The 22,611-nt window shown below is 72.9% G+C and carries 19 protein-coding genes; 13 read left to right on the plus strand and 6 right to left on the minus strand.

Features of this window, described 5'->3' with window-relative positions:
- Window positions 1-91: 91 nt before the first annotated feature.
- Both J8M51_RS25400 and J8M51_RS25405 read right to left on the minus strand, forming a co-directional pair.
- Window positions 92-919 (minus strand): TetR family transcriptional regulator, encoded by an 828-nt coding sequence (locus J8M51_RS25400; protein ID WP_107473803.1) that lies wholly within the window; start codon window positions 917-919, stop codon window positions 92-94.
- A gap of 250 nt (window positions 920-1,169) precedes the next feature.
- Complete coding sequence (locus J8M51_RS25405; RefSeq protein WP_086760373.1) at window positions 1,170-2,993, minus strand: 3-hydroxyacyl-CoA dehydrogenase family protein; 1,824 nt, start codon at window positions 2,991-2,993, stop codon at window positions 1,170-1,172.
- A 391-nt stretch (window positions 2,994-3,384) separates the two neighbouring features.
- On the opposite strand from J8M51_RS25405, the gene J8M51_RS25410 reads away from it, so the two are divergent.
- On the plus strand, window positions 3,385-3,960 hold the full coding sequence (locus tag J8M51_RS25410) for an adenylosuccinate lyase (RefSeq protein WP_086760375.1): 576 nt from the start codon (window positions 3,385-3,387) through the stop codon (window positions 3,958-3,960).
- A gap of 51 nt (window positions 3,961-4,011) precedes the next feature.
- Here J8M51_RS25410 and J8M51_RS25415 read toward each other — a convergent pair whose 3' ends face one another.
- From J8M51_RS25415 to J8M51_RS25425, 3 genes are all read right to left on the minus strand, one after another.
- Window positions 4,012-4,548 (minus strand): GNAT family N-acetyltransferase, encoded by a 537-nt coding sequence (locus J8M51_RS25415; protein ID WP_086760377.1) that lies wholly within the window; start codon window positions 4,546-4,548, stop codon window positions 4,012-4,014.
- An 81-nt stretch (window positions 4,549-4,629) separates the two neighbouring features.
- Window positions 4,630-6,201, minus strand: a complete 1,572-nt coding sequence (locus tag J8M51_RS25420) for an alpha/beta hydrolase (RefSeq protein WP_086760379.1) — start codon at window positions 6,199-6,201, stop codon at window positions 4,630-4,632.
- Between the two features lie 147 nt (window positions 6,202-6,348).
- Complete coding sequence (locus J8M51_RS25425) at window positions 6,349-7,392, minus strand: Rv2578c family radical SAM protein (RefSeq protein ID WP_086760381.1); 1,044 nt, start codon at window positions 7,390-7,392, stop codon at window positions 6,349-6,351.
- Between the two features lie 304 nt (window positions 7,393-7,696).
- On the opposite strand from J8M51_RS25425, the gene J8M51_RS25430 reads away from it, so the two are divergent.
- The 11 genes from J8M51_RS25430 to J8M51_RS25480 all read left to right on the plus strand — a co-directional run bounded on the left by J8M51_RS25430 (window position 7,697) and on the right by J8M51_RS25480 (window position 21,461).
- A complete protein-coding gene (locus J8M51_RS25430; RefSeq protein WP_086760383.1) occupies window positions 7,697-8,140 on the plus strand; it encodes an SRPBCC family protein in 444 nt (147 codons plus the stop codon).
- Between the two features lie 179 nt (window positions 8,141-8,319).
- On the plus strand, window positions 8,320-10,752 hold the full coding sequence (locus tag J8M51_RS25435) for an MFS transporter (protein WP_267299498.1): 2,433 nt from the start codon (window positions 8,320-8,322) through the stop codon (window positions 10,750-10,752).
- A gap of 173 nt (window positions 10,753-10,925) precedes the next feature.
- Window positions 10,926-13,406 (plus strand): ATP-binding SpoIIE family protein phosphatase, encoded by a 2,481-nt coding sequence (locus J8M51_RS25440; RefSeq protein WP_086757731.1) that lies wholly within the window; start codon window positions 10,926-10,928, stop codon window positions 13,404-13,406.
- 184 nt (window positions 13,407-13,590) lie between these two features.
- Window positions 13,591-14,316 (plus strand): class I SAM-dependent methyltransferase, encoded by a 726-nt coding sequence (locus J8M51_RS25445; RefSeq protein WP_086757733.1) that lies wholly within the window; start codon window positions 13,591-13,593, stop codon window positions 14,314-14,316.
- A 111-nt stretch (window positions 14,317-14,427) separates the two neighbouring features.
- Window positions 14,428-15,261: a M55 family metallopeptidase gene (locus J8M51_RS25450; RefSeq protein WP_086757735.1), complete on the plus strand. Its 834-nt coding sequence runs from the start codon at window positions 14,428-14,430 to the stop codon at window positions 15,259-15,261.
- Complete coding sequence (locus tag J8M51_RS25455) at window positions 15,254-16,597, plus strand: M20/M25/M40 family metallo-hydrolase (protein WP_236067793.1); 1,344 nt, start codon at window positions 15,254-15,256, stop codon at window positions 16,595-16,597. Before J8M51_RS25450 ends, J8M51_RS25455 begins: the two co-directional genes overlap by 8 nt.
- Before the next feature lie 27 nt (window positions 16,598-16,624).
- Window positions 16,625-18,607, plus strand: a complete 1,983-nt coding sequence (locus J8M51_RS25460; RefSeq protein ID WP_086757740.1) for an LpqB family beta-propeller domain-containing protein — start codon at window positions 16,625-16,627, stop codon at window positions 18,605-18,607.
- A 59-nt stretch (window positions 18,608-18,666) separates the two neighbouring features.
- Complete coding sequence (locus J8M51_RS25465; protein ID WP_086757742.1) at window positions 18,667-19,596, plus strand: S66 peptidase family protein; 930 nt, start codon at window positions 18,667-18,669, stop codon at window positions 19,594-19,596.
- 45 nt (window positions 19,597-19,641) lie between these two features.
- The gene (locus tag J8M51_RS25470) at window positions 19,642-19,890 is read left to right on the plus strand and encodes a lipopolysaccharide assembly protein LapA domain-containing protein (RefSeq protein WP_086757744.1); all 249 of its coding nucleotides are present in this window, start codon (window positions 19,642-19,644) and stop codon (window positions 19,888-19,890) included.
- A gap of 56 nt (window positions 19,891-19,946) precedes the next feature.
- On the plus strand, window positions 19,947-20,519 hold the full coding sequence (locus J8M51_RS25475) for a GNAT family N-acetyltransferase (RefSeq protein WP_086757745.1): 573 nt from the start codon (window positions 19,947-19,949) through the stop codon (window positions 20,517-20,519).
- Between the two features lie 45 nt (window positions 20,520-20,564).
- Complete coding sequence (locus tag J8M51_RS25480; RefSeq protein ID WP_216589958.1) at window positions 20,565-21,461, plus strand: arginase family protein; 897 nt, start codon at window positions 20,565-20,567, stop codon at window positions 21,459-21,461.
- Between the two features lie 3 nt (window positions 21,462-21,464).
- Here J8M51_RS25480 and J8M51_RS25485 read toward each other — a convergent pair whose 3' ends face one another.
- Window positions 21,465-21,818 (minus strand): VOC family protein, encoded by a 354-nt coding sequence (locus J8M51_RS25485; protein ID WP_086753884.1) that lies wholly within the window; start codon window positions 21,816-21,818, stop codon window positions 21,465-21,467.
- A 113-nt stretch (window positions 21,819-21,931) separates the two neighbouring features.
- Between J8M51_RS25485 and J8M51_RS25490 the strand changes: the two genes are divergently transcribed.
- On the plus strand, window positions 21,932-22,435 hold the full coding sequence (locus J8M51_RS25490) for a phage holin family protein (protein ID WP_086753886.1): 504 nt from the start codon (window positions 21,932-21,934) through the stop codon (window positions 22,433-22,435).
- Window positions 22,436-22,611 lie beyond the last annotated feature (176 nt).

Below are 22,611 nucleotides of genomic sequence, written 5' to 3' on the forward strand. Positions count from 1 at the left end.
CCGAAGGGTGGCCGTCATCACAGTTACCAATGAGTAGAAGAGGGTTTCAAGCGGGTCCCGAGCCGGGCTCGGCCCCGGCTCGACCGGGATCTCAGCGGTCCCGGAGTGCCTCTTCGATGGTGCGCATGACCTCGTCGAGGGGGGCGTCGGTACGGGCGACGGTCACCAGGACCTCGCCGTGGGCGGAGGCCGTCGCGGCGGCCGGCTCGGGCGCCAGGGTGCGGCCCGCGCCGATGCCCGTGCCGAACGTCCTGCGGACGATGGCGAAGGCGTGGTCGAGCTGGGTCTCGACATCGCCCTGCCCGCCGGACCGGAGCCACCGCCGCAGCACGTGGTTGTGCGCGGTGACGACCGCCGACGCGGCCACCTCGGCGAGCAGCGGGTCGTCGTTGCCGGCGTCGTGGTGGGCGTGCTCGTCGAAGTGGCCCAGCAGATAACGGGTGAAGAGCCGCTCGTAGCGGGCCACGGAGGCGATCTCCGCCTCCCGGAGGGTGGGGACCTCACGGGTCAGCTTGTAGCGGGCGACCGAGATCTCCGGCCGGGCCGCGTACATCTTCATGACCTCCTTGATGCCGCGGCACACCGTGTCGAGCGGGTGCTCGTGCGGGGGTGCCGCGTTGAGCACCGCCTCGGCGCGGATCAGGGTGTCGTCGTGGTCCGGGAAGATCGCCTCTTCCTTGGAGCGGAAGTGGCGGAAGAAGGTACGGCGGGCGACGCCGGCCGCCGCCGCGATCTCGTCGACGGTGGTCGCCTCGTACCCCTTGGTCGAGAACAGCTCCATGGCCGCGGCCGCCAGTTCCCGGCGCATCTTGAGGCGTTGGGCGGCGGCACGACTTCCCGCGGCGCTCTCCGGAGCGTCGGGCGCAGCTGGTGTACGTGAGGACTTGGCGGGCTGGGACATGCCCCGAACGTACTGCATCCGTGCAGGAGAGTGCGCGTGTCCGGCCGTCTCCCCGCCCGGCCCGGCCGGGGAAGTGGCCAGGTGGGCGGGTGGGAGAGCGACGGAGCGGCCGGGTGTGGAGGAGGCGGCGGAGCGGACCGGCGGCGGACGGGTGCCGGGGCCGAGCAGCCCGCCCCAGTCCGTGCGCGCCGCCGGCCGGCCCGTCAGGGCCGGCTCCGCCGTGCCCGGCGCCGCGCCCGTGCCCGCCCCGGTCCCGTCGTCCGCCCGCTCAGCGCTTGGCATATTCGCGGAAGCCACGGCCCGTCTTGCGGCCGAGGCAGCCCGCGGCCACCAGGTGCTCCAGCAGCGGGGCCGGTGCGAGTCCCGGGTCGCGGAACTCGCGGTGCAGGACCTTCTCGATGGCCAGGGAGACGTCGAGACCGACCACGTCGAGCAGTTCGAACGGGCCCATCGGGTAGCCGCCGCCCAGCTTCATGGCCGCGTCGATGTCGTCCAGCGTCGCGTAGTGCTCCTGGACCATCTTGATCGCGTTGTTCAGGTACGGGAACAGCAGCGCGTTCACGATGAAACCGGCGCGGTCGCCGCAGTCCACCGGGTGCTTGCGGACCTTCGCGCACAGCTCGCGGACCGTGGCGTGGACGTCGTCGGCGGTCAGCACCGTGCGGACCACCTCGACCAGCTTCATCGCGGGCGCCGGGTTGAAGAAGTGCATCCCGATGACGTCCTGCGGGCGCGAGGTGGCGCGGGCGCAGGCCACGACGGGCAGCGAGGAGGTGGTGGTGGCGAGGATCGCGCCCGGCTTGCAGACCTTGTCGAAGGTCGCGAACAGCTGCCGCTTGACCTCCAGGTCCTCGGCCACGGCCTCCAGCGCCAGATCGACGTCCGCGAACGCGTCGTACGACCCCGCCGGAGTGATCCGGTCCAGCGTCTCGGCGGCGGCCTCGACCGTCATCCGCCCCTTGTCGACGGACCGGGCCAGCGACTTGCCGATCCGCGCCTTCGCGGCCTGCGCCTTCTCCTCGCTGCGCGCGGCCAGCACGACCTCGTACCCGGCCTTCGCGAACACCTCGGCGATGCCCGACGCCATGGTCCCCGAGCCCGCGACACCCACCGAGCGGACGGTACGGCCGGGGACCGCGGCGGCCCCGTCCAGCGGCGTCAGCGCGTCCCGCACGACGGTGGCGGAGCCGGGGGCCTCGTAGGAGTAGAAGCCGCGCCCCGACTTGCGGCCGGTCAGGCCCGCCTCGCTGAGCTGCCGGAGGATGGGCGCCGGCGCGTGCAGCCGGTCGTGCGAGGCGGCGTACATGGCCTCCAGGACCGTGCGGGCGGTGTCGACGCCGATCAGGTCCAGCAGCGCCAGCGGGCCCATCGGCAGCCCGCAGCCGAGCCGCATCGCCGCGTCGATGTCCTCACGGGAGGCGTACTTGGCCTCGTACATCGCGGCGGCCTGGTTGAGGTAGCCGAACAGCAGTCCGTCGGCGACGAATCCCGGCCGGTCGCCGACCGCGACGGGCTCCTTGCCCAGGTCGAGGGCGAGATCGGTGACGGCGGCGACGGCCTGGGGCGCGGTCAGCACCGAGGAGACGACCTCGACCAGCTTCATCGCGGGCGCCGGGTTGAAGAAGTGCAGCCCGAGCACCCGCTCCGGCCGCGCCGACTCGGCGGCCAGCCGGGTCACCGACAGCGCGTTGGTGCCGGTGGCGAGCACCGCCTCCGGGCGCACGATCGCGTCCAGCTCACGGAAGACCTGCTGCTTGATCTCGTACGACTCCGGGACGACCTCGATCACCAGATCGGCGTCGGCCGCGGCCTGGAGGTCGGTGAAGGTGCGGAAACGGGCGAGCACGTCGTCGCGCTCCCGCTCGGTGATCCGCCCACGGGCCACGGCCCGCTCGGTGGAGGTCTCCAGCGCGGCGACGGCACGGGCGCCGGCGGCCTCGCTGATGTCGATGCCGACGACCTCGCGGCCGGCCCGGGCCAGCACTTCGGCGATACCGGTGCCCATGGTGCCGAGACCGACCACGGCGATCGTCCTGAACGGGGACTGCGGGGACTCCGGGGACAGGGGGGAGTCGGAAAGGGGAGTGGCCATCGCGGGACTCCAGGATGAGGTGACGACTGAGGGAAACGCGGCGGGGTGCGCGAAGAGCGCGCAAGCGGCGCGTGGAGTGCGGGTGTTGGTACTGCCGGGCTGATGAACGCACACGCCCGGTACCGTCACCGCGGGGCGTGCACACGCCCAGGGGGAACGGCTGAACCGACCGGCCCTGTCCCGAGGCCGAGTCGTACTGATACTCCGGGAACCGAATACCCCGGGTACCGAACCGACTGTGCTCACAACGGCTGCGTCACCAAACCGTCGTCAGCGAATGCGAGAGGGTGTCTCGCTCGTCTGAGCTTAACCGGTGGGTAACGAGCGCGCCAGCCCCCGTGTTTGTGACGTAGGTCCCCCAACCGCCCCACGCGCCCGTACGCTCGACGACATGGACGAGGAGTTGCGATCACTCACGGAGCGTGTGCGGGGCGAGTCGGGGGGCGCGGCGGGATTCGAGCGGCTCGTCACGACCGGGTCCACGGACGAACTGGCGGACGTACTGACCGAGCAGGGACAGCCGTTGTGGGCGCGGGAGCTGGCCGCGTTCCGGCTGGGCGTCGCGGGGGACCGGCGGGCCTTCGAGTCCCTCGTCCTGCTGCTCAACCACCGTGATCCACCGCGCTGCGCCTCCGCGGCCCACGCGCTGGCCCGGCTCGGCGACCCGCGCACCGCGCGCGCGGCGGCGGCCCTCGCGACGAACGAACTGCGCGTCGCCTACGCCCTGCATCCCGTCCGCCTGCTCGTCGAACTCCGGGCCCCCGAGTCCGTCCCGGCGCTGATCACCACGCTCCGGCGCCGGTTGAAGCCCCATGATCCCTACCGCCGGGTGGCCCTCGCGTGCGTGGAGGGCCTGGGGGCGCTGCAGGACGCCCGCGCCAGGACCGTACTGAACGACGCCCTCGCGCATCCGACGCTCGCGGAGGCGGCGGTACGGGCACTGGCCCGCATCCCCCGGCAGCGCTAGGGCCCTTCTGACGGATCTCCGCGGCGTCCACGGAGATCCACCAGAAAGGCCCTAGGCGCCGAGTTCCTTCCCGTACCGCACCTCCGGCACCTCGACCCCGGCCGCCTCGAACGGTTCCTCGGTGCCGTCCGCCGCGAAGCCGTGGTGGGCGTAGAAGCGGCGGGCCCGCGTGTTCTCCTTGAGGACCCACAGGAGGACGCGGCCGTGGCCGGCGGCGGCGCAGCGCCCGGTGGCCACGCCCAGCAGCGCGCCGCCGACGCCCGCGCCGAAGTGGCCCGGCCGGACGTAGAGGGCGTACAACTCGGCGTCCGATGTGTGGACTTCGCCGTCGCGGTAGGGGCCGTACGCCGCCCAGCCGACGATCTCCCCGGCCCGCTCGGCGATCAGGTTGGCCACGGGGCTGTCGGTGCGCGCGAGCATCGCCCGGCGCTTGTCGGCGTCCTCGTCCACGTCCATCGCGTCGAGGTACGCCCGCGGGACGAGCCCGGCGTACGCGGTCCGCCAGCCGCCCACGCGGATCTCGGCCACGGGGCGGCAGTCGGCCGGGGTCATCTCGCGGATGCGGAGACCGGGAAGGGTGTCGTCCATGGCGGCACGGTAGACGGGACGGCGGGGCCGGGGCCGCGAATTTCGCGCCCCGGCCCCGCCGTCGGACCGTGCCCCATGGGCTCAGCCGCGGAAGCCCAGCAGGCCGTGCAGCGTCGAACCCCGGGACGAGGCGGACGCGGCCTTGGTGCTCAGCGGCTTCGGGTCGGCGAGCTTCTTGCAGATGGCGTCGGTCTCGCCCTGGCCGCGCGGCACCTTGCCGTCGGTCAGGTACGCCGACAGATGCTTGTCCAGACAGGCGTTGCCGCTCAGCGAGATGCCGTGGTTCCCGCCGCCCTGCTCGACGACCAGGCTGGAGCCGCGCAGCAGCTGGTGGGTGACGACCCCGCCCTCGTACGGGGTGGCCGCGTCGTCCGTCGCCTGGAGGATCAGGACCGGCGGCAGCGCGGTGTTGGAGACGTCCACGGGCTCCAGGGACTCGGTGGGCCAGAAGGCACAGGGCGCGTTGTACCAGGCGTTGTTCCAGGTCATGAAGGGTGCCTTCTCGTACACCGCCCAGTTGTCGTCACGCCACTCGTTCCAGTCGCCCGGCCAGCGCGCGTCACGGCACTGCACCGAGGTGTAGACGCTGTAGCCGTTCTCGCCGGACGCGTCGACGGCGCCGAAGTTCTCGTACGCCTCGACCAGCGGATCGTCGTTCTTCTTCTTCGCGAACGCGGCGAACGCCTCGGCGAGATAGGGCCAGTAGCCGTTGTAGTAGCCGCCGGGCATGAAGGTGTCCTCCAGCTCGGAGGGGCCCACCTTGCCGTCCGCGGGCTTCTTGGCGAGGGCCGCCCGCATCGCGTACCACTTGGCCTCGACCTTCTCCGGATCGGTGCCCAGCCTGTACGTCTTGTCGTGCTTGGCGATCCACGCCATCAGCGCCCGGTGACGGTCGTTGAACGCCAGGTCCTGCCGGAGGTTGGCGTCGTACCAGACCCCCGTGGGGTCGACCACGGAGTCCAGCACCGCGCGCCGCAGCCGGCTGGGGAAGAGCTTGCCGTACACGGCGCCCAGGTAGGTGCCGTACGAGTACCCGAAGTAGTTGATCTTCTTGGCGCCCAGGGCCGCGCGGATGGCGTCCATGTCCTTGACCGTGCTGACCGTGTCGATGAACGGCAGCACGTCCGCGTACTTCTTCGCGCAGGCGTCGGCGAAGGCCTTGGCGCGCTTGAGGTTGGCCCGCTCGGTCTTGGGGCCGGCCGGCACGGAGTCGGGGCGCACCGGCGAGAACTGGCCCGGACGGCAGTTCAGCGCGGGCTTGCTGGCGCCGACGCCGCGCGGGTCGAAGCCGATGACGTCGTACTGCGCCGCCACCTTCTTCGGCAGCGAGGACGCGACGAACCCGGCCAGCGAACGGCCCCGGCCGCCGGGGCCGCCCGGGTTGACCAACAGGGGTCCCTGGTACGTCTTCGCGGTGTGCGGGACGCGGGACAGGGCGAGGGTGATCTTCCTGCCGCTCGGCTCCAGGTGGTTCAGCGGCACCTTCAGGGTGGCGCACTGGAGCTTCGGGTAGTCGGCGGTGGCGCACTTCTTCCAGGCGGGCCCGGCCACCGGGGCGGTGACCGAGGCGCCGCTCGCGCCGGCCGGGACCGCCGTGACCATTCCGGCCAACACGGCGGCGGCACCGCACAGGGCAACTGTGCGTCTGTTCATTCGTCAGGCCTCCCAGGACGGAGGATTTCGGGCCGTGCACGCCACGGCCTTCGTCGCATCGTCCCGGAGCACGACGGCGCAAGAACTCGTTCCGCCCGGACTTGACCCGATCGGGGCGGGAGAAGCGCCCGGATGCCCCGAGCGGGGTCAGAGAAGGGTCAGCTGGGTGGGGGTCGTGTCCCGGTCCCGCTCCGGCGCGGCCGGCTCGCGTACGGCCGTCCGTCGCGGCAGTTCGGCGCGGCGCGGGCCCATGCCGTACTCCTGGGCCAGTTCGTGGACCTGACGGGTGATCTGCCGCTGGTACCACTTGGGGGCGTAGGCGCCCTCCGCGTACAGCAGCTCGTAACGCCGTACGAGATGGGGGTGGTGGCGCTCCAGCCAGGCCATGTACCACTCGCGTGCGCCGGGCCGCAGATGCAGGACCAGCGGGGTCACGGAGGTGGCGCCGGAGGCCGCGATCGCGCGCACGGTCGCGCGCAGCCGGTCGGGGTGGTCGCTGAGGAACGGCAGCACGGGGGCCATCAGGACCCCGCAGCCCATGCCGAGGCCGGTGAAGGCGCGCACCACCTCCAGCCGGCGTTCCGGGGCGGGGGTCCCCGGCTCGACCGTGCGCCACAGCTCGGGGTCGGTGAAGCCGACGGAGACCGAGAGGCCGACCTCGGTGACCTCCGCCGCCTGCCGGATCAGGTCCAGGTCGCGCAGGATCAGCGTGCCCTTGGTCAGGATGGAGAAGGGGTTCGCGTGGTCGCGCAGGGCGGCGATGATGCCCGGCATCAGCCGGTAGCGGCCCTCCGCGCGCTGGTAGCAGTCCACGTTGGTGCCCATGGCGATGTGCTCGCCGTGCCAGCGCGGCGAGGCGAGCTGCCGGCGCAGCAGATCGGGCGCGTTGATCTTCACCACGATCTGCGAGTCGAAGTCGAGGCCCGTGTCGAGGTCCAGATAGCTGTGGGTCCTGCGGGCGAAGCAGTAGACGCACGCGTGCGTGCAGCCCCGGTAGGGGTTCACCGTCCACTCGAACGGCATCCGGGACGCGCCCGGCACCCGGTTCACGATCGTCCTCGCCCGGACCTCGTGGAAGGTCATGCCGCGGAACTCCGGGGTGTCGAAGGTGCGGCTCGTCACCCTGTCCGCGCCGAACAGCGCGGCGTCCCGGGCCGTGGCGGTGTTCTCGGCCAGATGGTCCCAGCGCATGGGCCCTCCTCGGTTGCTCTCGTGGCCAGAATAGAACACATGTTCTCTTGATCGTGCGAACTGGTTTTCGAACATCGTGTGGAGGTCTTGCCGGGGGTGAGGTGTGGGGGCGAGGTGCGGGGGTGTGCCACGAGGGTTGTCGTGAGGCCTGTGGTGAGGCCCGCGGTGAGGCTGCGGCGGGGCTGGCGAGGGTCCTTCGGGCAGGCCGTCGCGGACCCCGGGGGCACCCCGATTTGGGCCCTCCGGCCGGGGGGTGGTTGGCTTTCCGCACATCCCCGAGTTACCAAGTGCTGGAGGAAGTGCAATGGCGCAGGTCGAGGCCACGACCGAACGAGTCGTCGCGGCGGACGCGGAGACGGTGTTCGACACCCTCGCCGAGTACAACGGCGCGCGCGAGAAGCTGATGCCGCAGCACTTCAGCGAGTACGAGGTGCGCGAGGGCGGCGACGGCGAGGGCACCCTCGTCCACTGGAAGCTGCAGGCCACCAAGAAGCGGGTGCGCGACTGCCTCCTGGAGGTCACCGAGCCCTCCGACGGCGAACTGGTCGAGAAGGACCGCAACTCCTCCATGGTCACCGTCTGGCGGGTCACCCCGGCCGGCGAGGGCGGCTCCCGGGTCGTCGTCACCAGCACCTGGCAGGGCGCCGGCGGCATCGGCGGCTTCTTCGAGAAGACCTTCGCCCCCAAGGGCCTCGCCCGGATCTACGACGCCCTGCTCGCCAACCTGGCCGCCGAGGTGGAGAAGTAGCACCGGGAACGGCGAGGATGCCCGGCCCAACCGGCCGTCATCCGGGGTTCGTTGCCCTCCTCACCGGTTCGAGTGGATCTCCGTGACGCTCCCCGGAATGCCGTAACTCGCCGCACTTACCGACAGTTGCCGCTTAATGCGGGAATTGTGCGGTAAGTGCGACGAGGGGAGCGGTACGCATGGGCGCGACCACACTGGTGAAGGACGACCCGGCCACCACACCCGCTCCACCGCCACCGGCGGACGGACCTCCCCGACTCGGCCCGTACCGCGTCCGGTCGGTCTTCTCCGCACTGCTCCTCGTCCTGCTCCTCGCCGCGCTGGAGCAGCTGGTCGTCGCCACCGCTCTCCCCGAGATCGTCGGCGAGCTGCACGGCGTGGACCGGATGTCCTGGGCGATCACCGCCTATCTGCTCACCGCCACCGTCACCCTGCCCGTCTACGGCAGGCTGGCCGAACTCCGGAGCCGCAAGGGCGTCTTCCAGTGCGCGCTGGCGGTCTTCGTGGCCGGCTCCGCGCTCGCCGGGTTCTCCCGGAGCATGGACCAGCTCATCGCGTTCCGCGCGCTCCAGGGCGTCGGCGCGGGAGGCCTCATGATCGGTGTGCAGGCGATCATGGCCGACATCCTGCCGACCCGGCACCGGGGCCGGTATCTGGGCCTGGTGGGCGCCGTGTTCGGCCTCGCCTCCGTCTCGGGACCACTGCTCGGGGGATGGCTCACCGACCAGCTGTCCTGGCGCTGGTGCTTCCACCTCAACGTGCCTCTCGGCCTCCTCGCCCTGGCCGTCGTCTCCTTCGCGCCGCGCCCGCCGAGGACCACGGCCAAGGGCCGTCCCGACGTCCTGGGAACCCTGCTGCTCGCCGCCGCCTCGACCTGTGCGGTCCTGCTGGCGGGCTGGGGCGGCACCGCGTACGCCTGGACCTCACGGCCCGTCCTCGGTCTCGCCGCCGGCGCGGTCGCCGCGACCGTCCTCTTCCTCGTCGCCGAGCGGTTCGCCGTCCGGCCCCTGGTCCCGCTGCGGCTGTTCAAGGACCCGGCCTTCGTCGTGACCGGCCTCGTGGGGGTCGTCATCGGCATCGCCCTGTTCACCACCGCCGGGTATCTGCCGACCCAGCTGCGGATGGCCGGCGGGATCTCCGCCACCGAGTCCGGACTGCTCATGCTGCCGATGACGGCCGGCATCGTCGGCGCGTCCGTCGTCTCCGGCCGGCTCATCGCGCACACCGGGCACTACCGCACGTACCCCGTCCTCGGCACCGCCCTGACCGCGCTCGGCGTCTGGCTGCTGTCCCGGCTGGAGCCGGACACGCCCCGGCTGCAGTTCGGCATCTGGACGGCCGTCCTCGGCGCCGGCATCGGCATGGTGATGCCGGTCCTGATCCTCGCCGTGCAGAACTCCGTACGCCCTGACGACATCGGGCCCGCCACCGCCGCCGGGAACTACCTCCGGCAGATCGGCGGCAGCGTCGGCGTGGCCGCGTTCGGCGCGCTCCTGGCCGCCCGGCTCGCGGACCGCCTCCCGGAGCGCACCGGCGCCGTCCTCCCCGACCCCGGCTCCCTCACCCCCGGCCTCGTCCACACCCTGCCCGGCCCGCTGCGCGACACCTATGCCGCGGCCTACGCCGAGGCCATGCCGAGGCTCTTCCTGTACCTCACGCCGGTGCTCGTCCTCGGGCTGCTGGTCGCCTGCTTCCTCAAGGAGAAGACGCCGGTGCCCTTCGAGGAGGGGCCCGCCGAGTCCGAGCCGGGGTCCGATTCCGGGTCCGAGCAGACGGGGGCCGAGCCGGATTCCGCGTACGGGCCCAGGCCCGCGCCCTCCGTCCAGATCCCGCACGCGCGTTCGCCGTACGCCACCGGGGTCCCCGTCCGCGGGACCGTCCAGCACTCCGACGGCACCGTCGTGCCCCGGGCCGCGCTCACCCTCATCGACGGCACCGGCCGGCAGACCGGGCGGGGCGGCAGCGGCGAGGACGGGCGGTACACGCTGTCCACCCCCGGGCCGGGGGCGTACGTGCTGATCGCCGCCGCCGGGGGCCATCAGCCGCAGGCCGTGAGCGTCACCGTCGGCGAGCGGCCCGTCGAGGTCGACATCGTGCTCGGCGGGGCGGGGCGACTGGCCGGGACGGTGCGTACGTCGGACGGCCGCGCGGTCGGCGACGCGACCGTCACGCTCACCGACGCGCACGGCGAGGTCGTCGTCACCACCCGCAGCGGGGAGGAGGGCGAGTACCTCATCACCGAGCTGGTCGCCGGGGAGTACACCCTCGCCGCGAGCGCCCACGCCTTCCGCCCCGCCGCGCTCCCCGTCACCGTCCGGGCCGCCCGCGAGACCCGCCAGGACATCGAACTCGCCGGGGGCGCCGTCCTGCGGGGCACGGTCCGCGCCGGGGGCGGGCGGCCGGTGGAGGACGCGCGCGTGACGCTGCTCGACGCCGCCGGGAACGTCGTCGACACCCTCACCACCGGCATCGACGGGACGTTCCGGTTCGTCGACCTCGCCTCCGGCGAGTACACGGTCATCGCCACCGGCTATCCGCCGGTCGCGACGGTGCTCCAGATCTCCGCCGGGGGCAGGGCGGAACGGGATCTGCAGCTGGGGTACGCGGACTGACCGTCCGCCACACGGGGGCGCACGAGTGATCGTGCGCCCCCGCATGGCCTGCGCGTGCGCCGGAGGCTCCCACGGAGCAATTCGCGTAATGCCACACATCGCGACGCTACGCGGTCGTACGGTAGTGAAGGCGGCGCAGATCTTGCGAACCGTGGGGAGAAAGGGCCTTGGCCATGGACCGTGGCACCGGCACGGGTGCGACCACCGGCCACGGAGCCGGTGACGGCACGGCGGAGCGCACCGCGGTCGGCCGTATCCCCCTGGCCGTGGTGGTCGTCGACCGCGGCGGCCTCGTCTCGCACTGGAGCACCGGCGCACGCCGTCTCTTCGGCACCACCAAGGACGAAGCCGTGGGCCGCCCCGCCCTCGACCTGCTGCCCGTCTCCGGCGCCCTGCCGGACGAGGAGGACATCGCCCTGCACGGGGCGTACGGCGCCTACGACGCCCTCGGCCACGACCTGGAGACCTCCCTCGACGGCCGGCTCCCCTACCCGGCCGCCGGCCGCGCCAGGCTCACCGTGCCGGGCCGCGACCGGATCGACGTCCTGTGGTGGGCGTACCCCCTGGTCGGCCCGGGCCGGGAGCGGCTCCTCGTGCTGGCCGCCGACGCCGAGACCCTGCGCGGGCGGGACGACGAGACGGCCGTGACCCCCGCGACCGCCGTCGCCGTCGAGCGGATCGCGCCCGGCTTCGCCCTGTACACGGACTTCCCCGGCGCCGAGGAACTGGCCCGCAGGCTCCCCGAGATCCTGCCCAGCATGAGCGTCGGCGAGAGCGCCCGCATCGTCTCCCAGGTCCTCGAACTGGGCTATCCGGTCCTGGAGTTCAGCCAGAACGACCGGGTTCCCGTCACCCCCGACTGGGGCGTGCCCCGGCGCGCGGAGCGGCGTGCGCGCCGTGAGCGGGCCGCGCGCGCCGTCGCGGACGGGCTCCCGGTCCCTCAGGACGCGCGGGACGAGGGCGAGGACCTCGAACACGCGGCGGTACGCGAACGCCTGGAGTTCCTCAACGAGGTCAGCGGACGCATCGGCACCTCCCTCGACCTGTCCCGCACCATCGTCGAGGTCAGCAGGGCCGTCGTGCCCCGCTTCACCGATGTCGCCGGCACCTATCTGCGCGAACAGGTCGTCGCCGGCGAGGGCTTCCCCGACGGTGTGCCCGACACCACCACCATGTGGCACCGGGTGGCCCTGGAGCACACGGACGAGCCGGGCCGCTGGGACGACGTCGTGCCCGTCGGCGAGGCCATGCCCTTCCCGGCGCACACCCCGTTCTTCCAGTGCATGACCACCGGCGAGCCGGTCCTCGTGCCGCGCATCAGCGAGCGGATGGGGCACGCGATCGCCGCGCAGTTCGACAAGCGCGACATCCGGCCGCTGATCACGGGCCGCTCCATGCTGGTCGTCCCGCTGAAGGCCCGCAATGTCGTGCTCGGCTTCATGATCCTGCTGCGCCACCCGGAGCGCGAGGTCTTCGACGACATGGACCGCGTCACCGGCGCCGAACTCGCCGCCCGCGCGGGCCTCGTCCTCGACAACGCCCGTATGTACACCTACCAGGAGAACGTCGCCGAGACGCTGCAGGACAGCATGCTCCCGCAGATCGAGGCCCATATGACGGGCTGCGACATCGCCACCCGCTACCTCCCGGGCACCCTGCTCGGACGCGTCGGCGGCGACTGGTTCGACTCGGTGAAACTGCCCGGCGCCCGGACCGCCCTGGTCGTCGGCGACGTCATGGGGCACGGCCTCAACTCCGCCGCGATGATGGGCCAGTTGCGCACCGCCGTCCAGACCATGGCCGCCCTGGACCTGCCGCCCGCACAGCTCCTGCGCAACCTCGACGACCTCGCCCAGCGCCTCGGCGAGCACTACCTCGCGACCTGCCTCTACGCCGTCTACGACCCCGTCGCGGGCGAACTGAGCCTGGCCAACGCCGGCCACATCCCGCCCGTGCTGGTCCGCGCCGTGGACGGCCGCAGCGAACTGCTCGACCTGCCCACGGGCGCGCCCATCGGCGTCGGCGGGGTGCCGTTCGAGGCGGTACGCGTGCGCGTGGAGCCCGGCGACCGGCTCGTGATGTGCACCGACGGACTGGTCGAGGTGCGCGGCGAGGACATCGGTGTCGGACTCGCCACCCTCTGCGAGTCCGCCGCCCACCCGGCCGCCTCCATGGACGACGCCTGCGACACCATCATCCGTGCCCTCAACACCCGCGGCGGCCGCAAGGACGACGTGGCCCTGCTGATGGCCCGCCTCAACGGCATCGAACCCGAGGACGTCGCCGAATGGCGCCTCGCCGCCGACCCGGTCGAGGCCGCACGCGCGCGTGCCGTCGTCCGTGAACAGCTCCACGTCTGGGGCCTCGACACCCTCGTGGACACCACCGTCCTGCTGGTCGGGGAACTCGTCACCAACGCCGTACGGCACGCGCGCGGGCGCCGCGTCGAACTCCGCCTGGTCCGCGGCGACACCCTGCAGTGCGAGGTCTACGACGACGACCCCGCCCTGCCGACCCTGCTCGGCGCGGGGCCCACGGACGAGCACGGCCGCGGGCTGCGGGTCCTCACCACCCTGGCCCGCGAGTGGGGGACCAGCCGGACGGGCGCGGGCAAGACGGTGTGGTTCGAGCTGACGCTGCCGAGGCGGCGCTGAGCCCGCGCGGCCGTTCACCGCGTGACCAGGGGGCGCACGGGGCGTGCAGGGCGTACAGGGGCGCGCGGGTTCTGAACGAGAGGTGAAGGTGCGCGCAGGGTGCTTGCCCGCGCATTCCCGGCGCGGTACACCGTTCTGGGCCGTCGGCGTGGCGGGCCGGTATCGCGATTCCGGGGGGTTGGGCATGAGCGTGACGAGTCGGTACCGGGAGGCTTGGGAGGGGTTCTGGCGGGAGGCCTCCGAGGAACCGGGCGCGGTCTTCTGGGACGCCGGACCCGAACGGACCGCGGCCGTCCACCTCGCCCTGTTCGAGCCGTATCTGACCGTCCCCGACCTGCCCCTCGTCGACCTCGGCTGCGGCAACGGCACCCAGACCCGCTTCCTGGCCGACCGGTTCCGCCGGGTGATCGGCGCGGACCTCTCCACCGCCGCGCTCGACCGTGCCCGCCGAGCGGACCCCGAGGGCCGGGCCGCGTACCGTCCGCTCGACGCGGCGGACAAGGCCGACGCCGAGACGCTGCACGCCGACCTCGGCGACGCCAACGTCTATGTGCGCGGAGTCCTCCACCAGTGCGAGCCCGAGGACCGGCAGCGTCTGATCGACACCGTCGCCACCCTCGTGGGCGACCGCGGCCGGGCCTGTCTCGTCGAACTCTCCGAGGCCGCCAAGCCCGTCCTCATGGGCCTCGCGGCCGGTCCCGGCGGACCGCCCGCCAAGCTCGCCCCGGTCTTCCGCCACGGCATCGCCCCCGGCGAGGTCTCCGACGCCGCGATCCCGCGCTATCTGAGCGCCTCCGGCCTCGCTCTCGTCGCCCACGGCGAACTCCCGCTGATCACCACCGAACACACCGCCGACGGCACCCGGATCGAACTGCCGTCCAGGTGGTACGTGGTGGGAGGCACGGCGTAGGGGCGGCTTCGAGGGGCCCGTGTGCCGTCCCGGTGGACGGAGCACGGGCGCGCCGGTGAGAGTTATCCACAGGTCTGCCACGGATCGGCGGAAACGCGTACGGTTCGAGCCATGAAGATCCTCATCAGCGCCGACATGGAGGGCGCCACCGGTGTCACCTGGCCGGCCGACGTGCTGCCGGGGACACCGCAGTGGGAGCGGTGCCGCTCGATGTTCACCTCCGACGTGAACGCCGCCGTGCTCGGCTTTCTCGACGGCGGCGCCGACGACGTGCTGATCAACGAGGCGCACTGGACGATGCGCAATCTGCTGCTGGAGGAGCTGGACGAGCGCGCACAGATGCTCACCGGACGGCACAAGGCGCTGTCCATGGTGGAGGGCGTGCAGCACGGCGACGTGGACGGCATCGCGTTCGTCGGCTATCACGCGGGCGCCGGCATGGAGGGCGTCCTCGCCCACACCTACCTGGCGAACTCGATCACCGGCGTGTGGGTGAACGACGAGCGGGCCAGCGAGGGACTGCTCAACTCGCATGTGGTGGCCGAGTACGGGGTACCGGTGGTGCTGGTGACCGGTGACGACGTGGCGTGCGAGGACGCCCTCGGGTACGCGCCCGAGGCGCTCAAAGTGGCGGTCAAGGACCATGTCTCGCGGTACGCGGCGGTGTGCCGCACCCCGGCGAGAACGGCCGCCGACATCCGCGCGGCGGCCAAGGAGGCCGCGGCGCTCGCCGTGCGGCACCAGCCGGTCAGGGGCGGACCGTTCACCGTGGCGCTGGAGTTCGACGCCGAACACCTGGCGATGGCCGCGACCGTCGTCCCGGGCGTGACCCGGACCGGTGAGCGCAAAGTGGCGTACACCAGCCCGACCATGTACGAGGGAATCCGCACCTTCAAGGCGGTCACCACGATCGTCTCGGCCGCGGTGGAGGAGACATATGGCTGAGCACATGGCCGGGGAGACGGCACCCGTGGACCAGCGGGCGCTCGACGAGGTCGTCCGGTTCACCTCCGACCTCATCCGTATCGACACCACCAACCGCGGCGGCGGGGACTGCCGGGAGCGGCCCGCCGCCGAGTACGCCGCCGCGCGGCTGGCCGAGGCCGGTATCGAGCCCACGCTCCTGGAGCGCACCGAGGGCCGGACGAACGTGGTCGCCCGGATCGAGGGCACCGACCCGTCGGCGGACGCGCTGCTGGTCCACGGTCATCTGGACGTGGTGCCCGCACAGGCCGCGGACTGGACCGTGCACCCCTTCTCCGGGGAGATCCGCGACGGCGTGGTCTGGGGCCGGGGCGCGGTCGACATGAAGAACATGGACGCGATGATCCTCGCGGTCGCCCGGCACTGGGCGCGCACGGGAGCGCGCCCCCGCAGGGACGTGGTGATCGCGTTCACCGCCGACGAGGAGGCGAGCGCCGCGGACGGCTCCGGCTTCCTCGCCGACGAGCACGCGGACCTCTTCGAGGGCTGTACGGAGGGCATCAGCGAGTCGGGGGCGTTCACCTTCCACGACGGCTCCGGACGGCAGATCTACCCGATCGCGGCCGGGGAGCGAGGCACCGGCTGGCTGAAGCTCACCGCACGCGGCAGGGCCGGCCACGGCTCCAAGGTGAACCGGTCCAACGCGGTGACCCGGCTGGCGACGGCCATCGCCCGGATCGGCGCCCACGAGTGGCCGCTGCGGCTCACCCCGACCGTCCGCGCGGCCCTGACCGAACTCGCCGCGCTGTACGGCGTCGAGGCCGACCTCGACCGTCCCGGCGGCGTCGACCGGCTGCTCGACAAGCTCGGCCCGGCCGCCGCCCTGGTCGAGGCGACCGTGCGCAACAGCGCCAACCCGACCATGCTGGACGCCGGTTACAAGATCAACGTGATTCCGGGGGAGGCCGTCGCCCGCGTGGACGGCCGGTATCTGCCCGGCGGCGAGGACGAGTTCCGGGAGACCCTCGACCGGCTCACCGGACCCGATGTGGACTGGGAGTTCGAACACCGGGAGGTGGCGCTCCAGGCCCCCGTGGACTCGGTGACCTACGCGCGGATGCGGGCCGCCGTCGAGGAGTTCGCGCCCGAGGGCCATGTGGTGCCGTACTGCATGCCGGGCGGCACGGACGCCAAGCAGTTCTCGCGCCTCGGCATCACCGGCTACGGCTTCTCGCCGCTGAGGCTCCCCGAGGGCTTCGACTACGCGGCGATGTTCCACGGGGTCGACGAACGCGTCCCCGTCGAGGCGCTCCACTTCGGCGTCCGCGTCCTCGACCGCTTCCTGCGGACGGCCTGAGTGACGGCACACGGGGGACCAAGGAAAATGGGGGACAAGGTGCAGACCCTGGCGTACGGTTCGTGGCCCTCGCCGATCGACGCGGCGCTCGCCGCCGCGCACGACGGACACCCCGAGTCCGTCGGCTTCGTCGGCGACGAGGCGTGGTGGACCGAGCCGCGCCCCACCGAGGGCGGCCGGCGCACCCTCGTACGGCGCACGGCCGACGGCACGGAGGAGTCGGTGCTGCCGGCCCCGTGGAACGTACGCAGCCGGGTCATGGAGTACGGCGGCCAGGCCTGGGCCGGCCTCGTGCGGGACACCGGCCCCCTCGTGGTCTTCGTGAACTTCGCCGACCAGCGCCTCTACCGGTACGAACCCGGTGGCGAGCCCCGGCCCCTCACCCCCGTGTCGCCGGTGGGCGGCGGACTGCGCTGGGTGGATCCCCGGCCGCACCCGGAGCGCGACGAGGTGTGGTGCGTCCTGGAGGAGTTCACCGGGGAGGGGCCCACCGACGTCCGCCGGGTCGTCGCCGCCGTCCCGCTGGACGGCTCGGCCGCCGAGGACCGCGCCGCCGTACGGGAACTCACCGACGACGGCCACCGGTTCGTCACCGGCCCCCGGCTCTCACCGGACGGCCGCCGCGCCGCCTGGCTGGCCTGGGACCATCCGCGGATGCCCTGGGACGGCACGGAGCTGCTGGTCGCCGAGGTGACCGGGGACGGTCTGCTGGGCGAGCCCCGGACCGTCGCGGGCGGCCCGGAGGAGTCCGTGGCCCAGGCCGAGTGGGCCGCCGACGGCACCCTCGTCCTCTCCAGCGACACCACCGGCTACTGGAACCTCTACCGCCTCCACCCCGACAGCGGCGAGCGCACGGCCCTGTGCGCCCGGGAGGAGGAGTTCGGCGGGCCGCTGTGGAAGGTCGGCTCACGCTGGTTCGCGCTGCTCGACGATGGGCTCGCCGCCGTGGTGCACGGCCGGGGCGCCACCGCGCTCGGCATCCTCGACCTGGACACCGGTCAGGTCGTCGACGCGGCCGGACCCTGGACCGAGTTCGCCCCCTCCCTCGCCGCGCGCGGCGGCCGGGTCATCGGCATCGGGGCCAGCCCCCGCAGCGCCTACGAGGTGGTCGAGCTGGACGCCGCGACCGGCGAGGCCCGGGTGATCGGGGCCGCGCACGACGACCCGGTGGACCCCGCCCACTACCCCGAACCGCAGATCCGCAGCTTCCTCGGCCCCGCCGGACGCGAGATCCACGCCCACATCTACCCGCCGCACCACCCCGGCTGCGTCGCCTTCAGCACCGAGCTGCCGCCGTACGTCGTCTGGGCGCACGGCGGACCGACCGGCCGCGCGCCCCTCGTCCTCGACCTGGCGATCGCCTACTTCACCTCACGCGGCATCGGGGTCGCCGAGGTCAACTACGGGGGGTCCACCGGATACGGACGGGAGTACCGCAACCGGCTGCGCGAGCAGTGGGGCGTCGTCGACGTCGAGGACTGCGCGGCGGTCGCGCTGGCCCTCGCCGACGAGGGCACCGCCGACCGGACCAGACTCGCCATCAGGGGCGGCAGCGCGGGCGGCTGGACCGCCGCCGTGTCCCTCACCACGACCGACGTCTACGCCTGCGGAACGATCCTGTACCCGATCCTCGACCTCACGAACTGGGGGTCGGGGGACACCCATGACTTCGAGTCCCAGTATCTGGAGAGCCTGGTCGGGCCCCTGGCCGAGGAACCGATGAGATATGTGGAGCGCTCGCCCACCGAGCACGCCGACCGGATCACCGCGCCCTTCCTGCTGCTCCAGGGCCTCGACGACGTGATCTGCCCGCCCGCGCAGTGCGAGCGGTTCCTGGCCCGGCTGGAGGACCGGCGGGTGCCGCACGCGTACCTCGCCTTCGAGGGGGAGGGGCACGGCTTCCGGCGGGCGGAGACGATGATCCGGGTCCTGGAGGCGGAGCTGTCGCTGTACGCGCAGGTCTTCGGGTTGAATCCTCCGGGAATCCCGACATTGGAGCTCGACAAGTGACACCAGCGACATCACCGGCATCAAAGGCATCAGCCGCACCACCGGCACCACTGGCATCGGTGACGCCGCTGACCAGACCGGCCCGTCTCGCCCCCGGTGACCGCGTGGCCGTCGTCGCGCCCAGCGGGCCGGTGGTCGAGGAGCGGCTCAGCGCCGGGCTGGACATCCTGCGCGGCTGGGACCTGGACCCCGTCGTCGCACCGCACACACTGGACCGGCACCCCGACTTCCCCTACCTCGCGGGGACGGACGCCGACCGGGCCGCCGACTTCCAGGCCGCCTGGTGCGACCCGTCCGTGTCCGCCGTGCTCTGCGCGCGCGGCGGGTACGGCGTCCAGCGCATGGTCGACCTGCTGGACTGGGACGCGATCCGGGCGGCGGGCCCCAAGACGCTCGTCGGCTTCAGCGACATCACCGCCCTGCACGAGGCGTTCGCCACCCGGGCCGGGCTGGTCACCCTGCACGGCCCGATGGCCGCGGGCCTCGACTTCATCAAGAACGCCCGGGCCCAGGACCATCTGCGGGCCACCCTGTTCGCCCCCGAGACGGTCCGCACGATCCGGGCCGCCGAAGGAAGCACCACCCTGATACCGGGCCGCGCCCGGGGCGTCCTCCTCGGCGGCTGCCTCTGCCTGCTCGCCGCCGAACTGGGCAACCCCCATGCCCGCCCCTCGGCCCGGGGCGCCCTCCTGTGCCTGGAGGACGTCGGCGAGGAGACCTACCGCCTCGACCGCTATCTCACCCAGCTGCTGCGCGCGGGCTGGTTCGACGGCGTCGCCGGTGTCGTCCTCGGCTCCTGGGCCGAGTGCGACCCGTACGACAAGGTGCGGGCGCTGCTGGTGGACCGGATCGGCGGGATCGGGGTGCCGGTGGTGGAGGAGTTCGGGTTCGGGCACGGGGACGGGGCACTGACGATCCCGTTCGGGGTGACGGCGGAGCTGGACACCGCCGCGGGCACGCTGACCCTGGACGAGCCGGCGCTGATCTGACGGCCTCGCCGGGCGGGTACCGACGGCTCGCGTCATCCTGGAGGTATGAGCCCGAAGACACAGGAACGGGTCGGGACGCACGGACGGAAGCGATGGGGCGACCTGCTGACCCCCGGCAGGGTCGTCGTGGGGCTGCTCGCGATCCTCGCGCTCGTCTTCGTCTTCCAGAACACCCAGAGCACGGACATCCAACTGCTGGTCTCCGAGGTCACCATGCCCCTGTGGCTGGCCCTGCTGGGGACGGGCCTGGTCGGGGCGGTGTGCGGGGCGTACGTGATGAGACGCCGCAGGTGACGTCCGTGGCCGGGTGACATCTGCGCCGACCCGGTGCGACGGCGTACCGTGGCGGGGTGTCCGAGAACGTGCGTCCCCTCGCCGAAGGCCCTCGTGTCGCGATACGGCACATCACCGCCGCCGACGGGGCCGAGTTCACCGCGCGGGCGCGGGAGAGCAAGGCCCTGCACCAGCCGTGGCTGTTCCCGCCGACCACCGCCACCGCGTACAGCGCCTACGCGAGGCGGCTCATCGAGGACCCGACGAAGGCCGGGTTCCTGGTGTGCGAGCCGGACGGCGGAGGGATCGCCGGGTTCATCAACATCAACAACATCGTGGAGGGCGGCTTCCAGTGCGGCGCCCTCGGATACGGGGCCTTCGCGCACGCCGCCGGGCGGGGACTGATGACGGAGGGGATCGGGCTGGTCGTCGCGTACGCGTTCGCCTCCATGGGACTGCACCGGCTGGAGATCAACGTGCAGCCCGGGAACGCCGCGTCCATCGCCCTCGCCCGGCGCTGCGGGTTCCGGCTGGAGGGGTTCTCGCCGGACTTCCTGTTCATCGACGGGGCGTGGCGGGACCACGAGCGGTGGGCCCTCACCTCGGAGATGGAGCGCCCCGACCCGGGGACGGGCCGCCACCCGGAATGATCCATTCCCGTCCCGGTGGGCGGTCGGCTCCCGCAGGATGGGGCCATGCGCAGCATCGTCGTCGTGGACGCCCCCTCGAACCTCGGCCTCAGGCCGCCCGCCCCCGGAACCGTGCCCGGCTGCTACAAACTGGCCGGTGCCCTGCGGGAACAGGGCATCGTGCGGCGGCTTCGTGCGCTGGAGGGCGGGGTGGTGGTCCCGCCCCGCTACGACCGCGGGGACTGGCAGGAGGGCGACGGCGTCTTCAACGCCGCCGCGCTCGCCGCGTACACCCGCCGGCTCGCCGACCGGATCGAACGGCATGTCCGGGCCGGTGAGCTGCCCGTCGTCCTCGGCGGGGACTGCTCGATCCAGCTCGGCGCCTCGCTCGCGCTGCGGCGGACCGGGCGGTACGGACTGGTCGCGATCGACGCCTCCGCCGACTTCCGGCACCCCGGGAACTCCGACGCGGTCGGCGCGGCCGGCGGTGAGGAGCTGGCGCTCGCCACCGGACGCGGACAGCCGGACCTGACCGATCTGGAGGGCCTTCGCCCCTATCTGCGCGACGAGGACATCCGGCTCTTCGGCATCCGGGACGAGTTCGAGGACGACCGGAGCGAGCTGGCCGCGCTGAAGATCCCGGTCGTGACGGTCGGCGACCTGCGCACCTGGGGTGCGGACGATCTCGCCCGGGCCACCGCGCAGAGCTTCGAGACACCCGAACTCGGCGGATTCTGGGTGCACCTGGACGCCGACGTCCTCGATCCGTCCGTCATGCCCGCCGTCGACAGCCCCGACCCCGACGGGCTCCTCCCCGACGAACTCACCGCGCTGCTCGGCCCGTTGGTCCGCTCGCCGCACTGCGTCGGCCTCAACATCACCATCTACGACCCCGATCTGGACCCCGACGGCACGGCGGGCGCGCTGCTCACGGACCTCGTCGTGGCCGCGTTCGGCCGGTGACGCTCACCCGGCCGACCGGCGGTCCGCGTACTCGTAGACCGAGCCGTCGGGGTGGACCGCGATGAGATTGCGGCCGACGGGGGTGGGGATCGGACCGGCCAGGACCTGGGCGCCGGAGGCGGTGAGGAGCTGGTGGGCCTCGTCGACGTTCTCGACCGCGAGGGTGGCGGTGACCTTCCGCAGCACCTCCAGCTCCGACTCCGGGCCGCTCATCAGCAGAAAGCAGCCGACGGCGGCGACCTGGACACCACCGCGCTCGAAACGCATCGCCGGTCCGCCCGAGAGTCTCTCGTAGAACGGGACCGCGGCTTCCAGGTCGTCGACGCAGATGCGGAGCGTGGTACCGAGAATCTCCATGAGGGAGAGCCTAGTTGGGCCGGCCGGGGAGGGAGATCGTTCCGGGACGTTTCCCGGAGACGGCGCGGGCGCGCGCCGCGTTACGCGGGCACCGGCAAGGGTACTCGGGCGCCATGGACCGCTTGGATCACCTGGAACATCTGGACAAGCACCTGGCCGACGAACTGGCGCAGGTGGCGCGCGAGACCATCCGCGACGAGCTGCGGCAGCAGACCCGCAAGCAGCGCCGCAGGGCCGCGCTCTACGCCGCGTCCGGCGCGCTCGCCCTGTACGCGGGTGCCGCCCTGGCGCTGGCCCTCGGTCTGGCGCTCGCACTGGCGCTGCCCGACTGGGCCGCCGCCCTGATCACGGCCGTCGTGCTCGGCGTGGCGGCGTATCTGCTGAGGGGCGCCGCGCGGCCCTCGGCGTCCCGGCCGACGGCCGAGCACGAGGCAGGACTCGCGGCGGGCCGTGACCGGGTGCCCGGTGGTACGGCGCCGGGGACGCCCCCGGGCGGGACGGGACCGGCCGGCTATCCGCCGGTGCCGCCCGTGGCCCCCGGTGGTGCGGCCGGCGCGCCCCCGCCGGCCGGCGTCGACCCCCGTCAGCCGCCCCACGAGCCGCCCCTCGGCCGGTGAGCGGAGGGCTCACCCCACGCGGCGGGGCCGGGAGGCGGGTGCCTGTCGGCCCCGCCGCGGTCGTGCGGGTGGGTGCCCGGCCGCCGCGGGGAGATCCCCGGACGTTCCGGTGATCCGGCGGCCGACCGGTTTGGGCGTCCTGCCCAGGGGGACGCGGAAGGCCCGTACGTTCACCG

This window comes from Streptomyces griseiscabiei (assembly GCF_020010925.1).
In the GTDB taxonomy this organism is placed as follows: Bacteria; Actinomycetota; Actinomycetes; order Streptomycetales; family Streptomycetaceae; genus Streptomyces; species Streptomyces griseiscabiei.

Bases quoted from the DNA above. Each gene is read 5' to 3' on its own strand.
- J8M51_RS25480 (WP_216589958.1), top strand. From the start codon at position 20,565: ATGCGCAGCATCGTCGTCGTGGACGCCCCCTCGAACCTCGGCCTCAGG.
- J8M51_RS25420 (WP_086760379.1), bottom strand. From the start codon at position 6,201: ATGAACAGACGCACAGTTGCCCTGTGCGGTGCCGCCGCCGTGTTGGCC.
- J8M51_RS25435 (WP_267299498.1), top strand. From the start codon at position 8,320: ATGGGCGCGACCACACTGGTGAAGGACGACCCGGCCACCACACCCGCT.
- J8M51_RS25410 (WP_086760375.1), top strand. From the start codon at position 3,385: ATGGACGAGGAGTTGCGATCACTCACGGAGCGTGTGCGGGGCGAGTCG.
- J8M51_RS25490 (WP_086753886.1), top strand. From the start codon at position 21,932: ATGGACCGCTTGGATCACCTGGAACATCTGGACAAGCACCTGGCCGAC.
- J8M51_RS25405 (WP_086760373.1), bottom strand. From the start codon at position 2,993: ATGGCCACTCCCCTTTCCGACTCCCCCCTGTCCCCGGAGTCCCCGCAG.
- J8M51_RS25460 (WP_086757740.1), top strand. From the start codon at position 16,625: ATGGGGGACAAGGTGCAGACCCTGGCGTACGGTTCGTGGCCCTCGCCG.
- J8M51_RS25485 (WP_086753884.1), bottom strand. From the start codon at position 21,818: ATGGAGATTCTCGGTACCACGCTCCGCATCTGCGTCGACGACCTGGAA.
- J8M51_RS25415 (WP_086760377.1), bottom strand. From the start codon at position 4,548: ATGGACGACACCCTTCCCGGTCTCCGCATCCGCGAGATGACCCCGGCC.
- J8M51_RS25430 (WP_086760383.1), top strand. From the start codon at position 7,697: ATGGCGCAGGTCGAGGCCACGACCGAACGAGTCGTCGCGGCGGACGCG.
- J8M51_RS25425 (WP_086760381.1), bottom strand. From the start codon at position 7,392: ATGCGCTGGGACCATCTGGCCGAGAACACCGCCACGGCCCGGGACGCC.
- J8M51_RS25440 (WP_086757731.1), top strand. From the start codon at position 10,926: ATGGACCGTGGCACCGGCACGGGTGCGACCACCGGCCACGGAGCCGGT.
- J8M51_RS25455 (WP_236067793.1), top strand. From the start codon at position 15,254: ATGGCTGAGCACATGGCCGGGGAGACGGCACCCGTGGACCAGCGGGCG.
- J8M51_RS25470 (WP_086757744.1), top strand. From the start codon at position 19,642: ATGAGCCCGAAGACACAGGAACGGGTCGGGACGCACGGACGGAAGCGA.
- J8M51_RS25450 (WP_086757735.1), top strand. From the start codon at position 14,428: ATGAAGATCCTCATCAGCGCCGACATGGAGGGCGCCACCGGTGTCACC.
- J8M51_RS25445 (WP_086757733.1), top strand. From the start codon at position 13,591: ATGAGCGTGACGAGTCGGTACCGGGAGGCTTGGGAGGGGTTCTGGCGG.
- J8M51_RS25400 (WP_107473803.1), bottom strand. From the start codon at position 919: ATGCAGTACGTTCGGGGCATGTCCCAGCCCGCCAAGTCCTCACGTACA.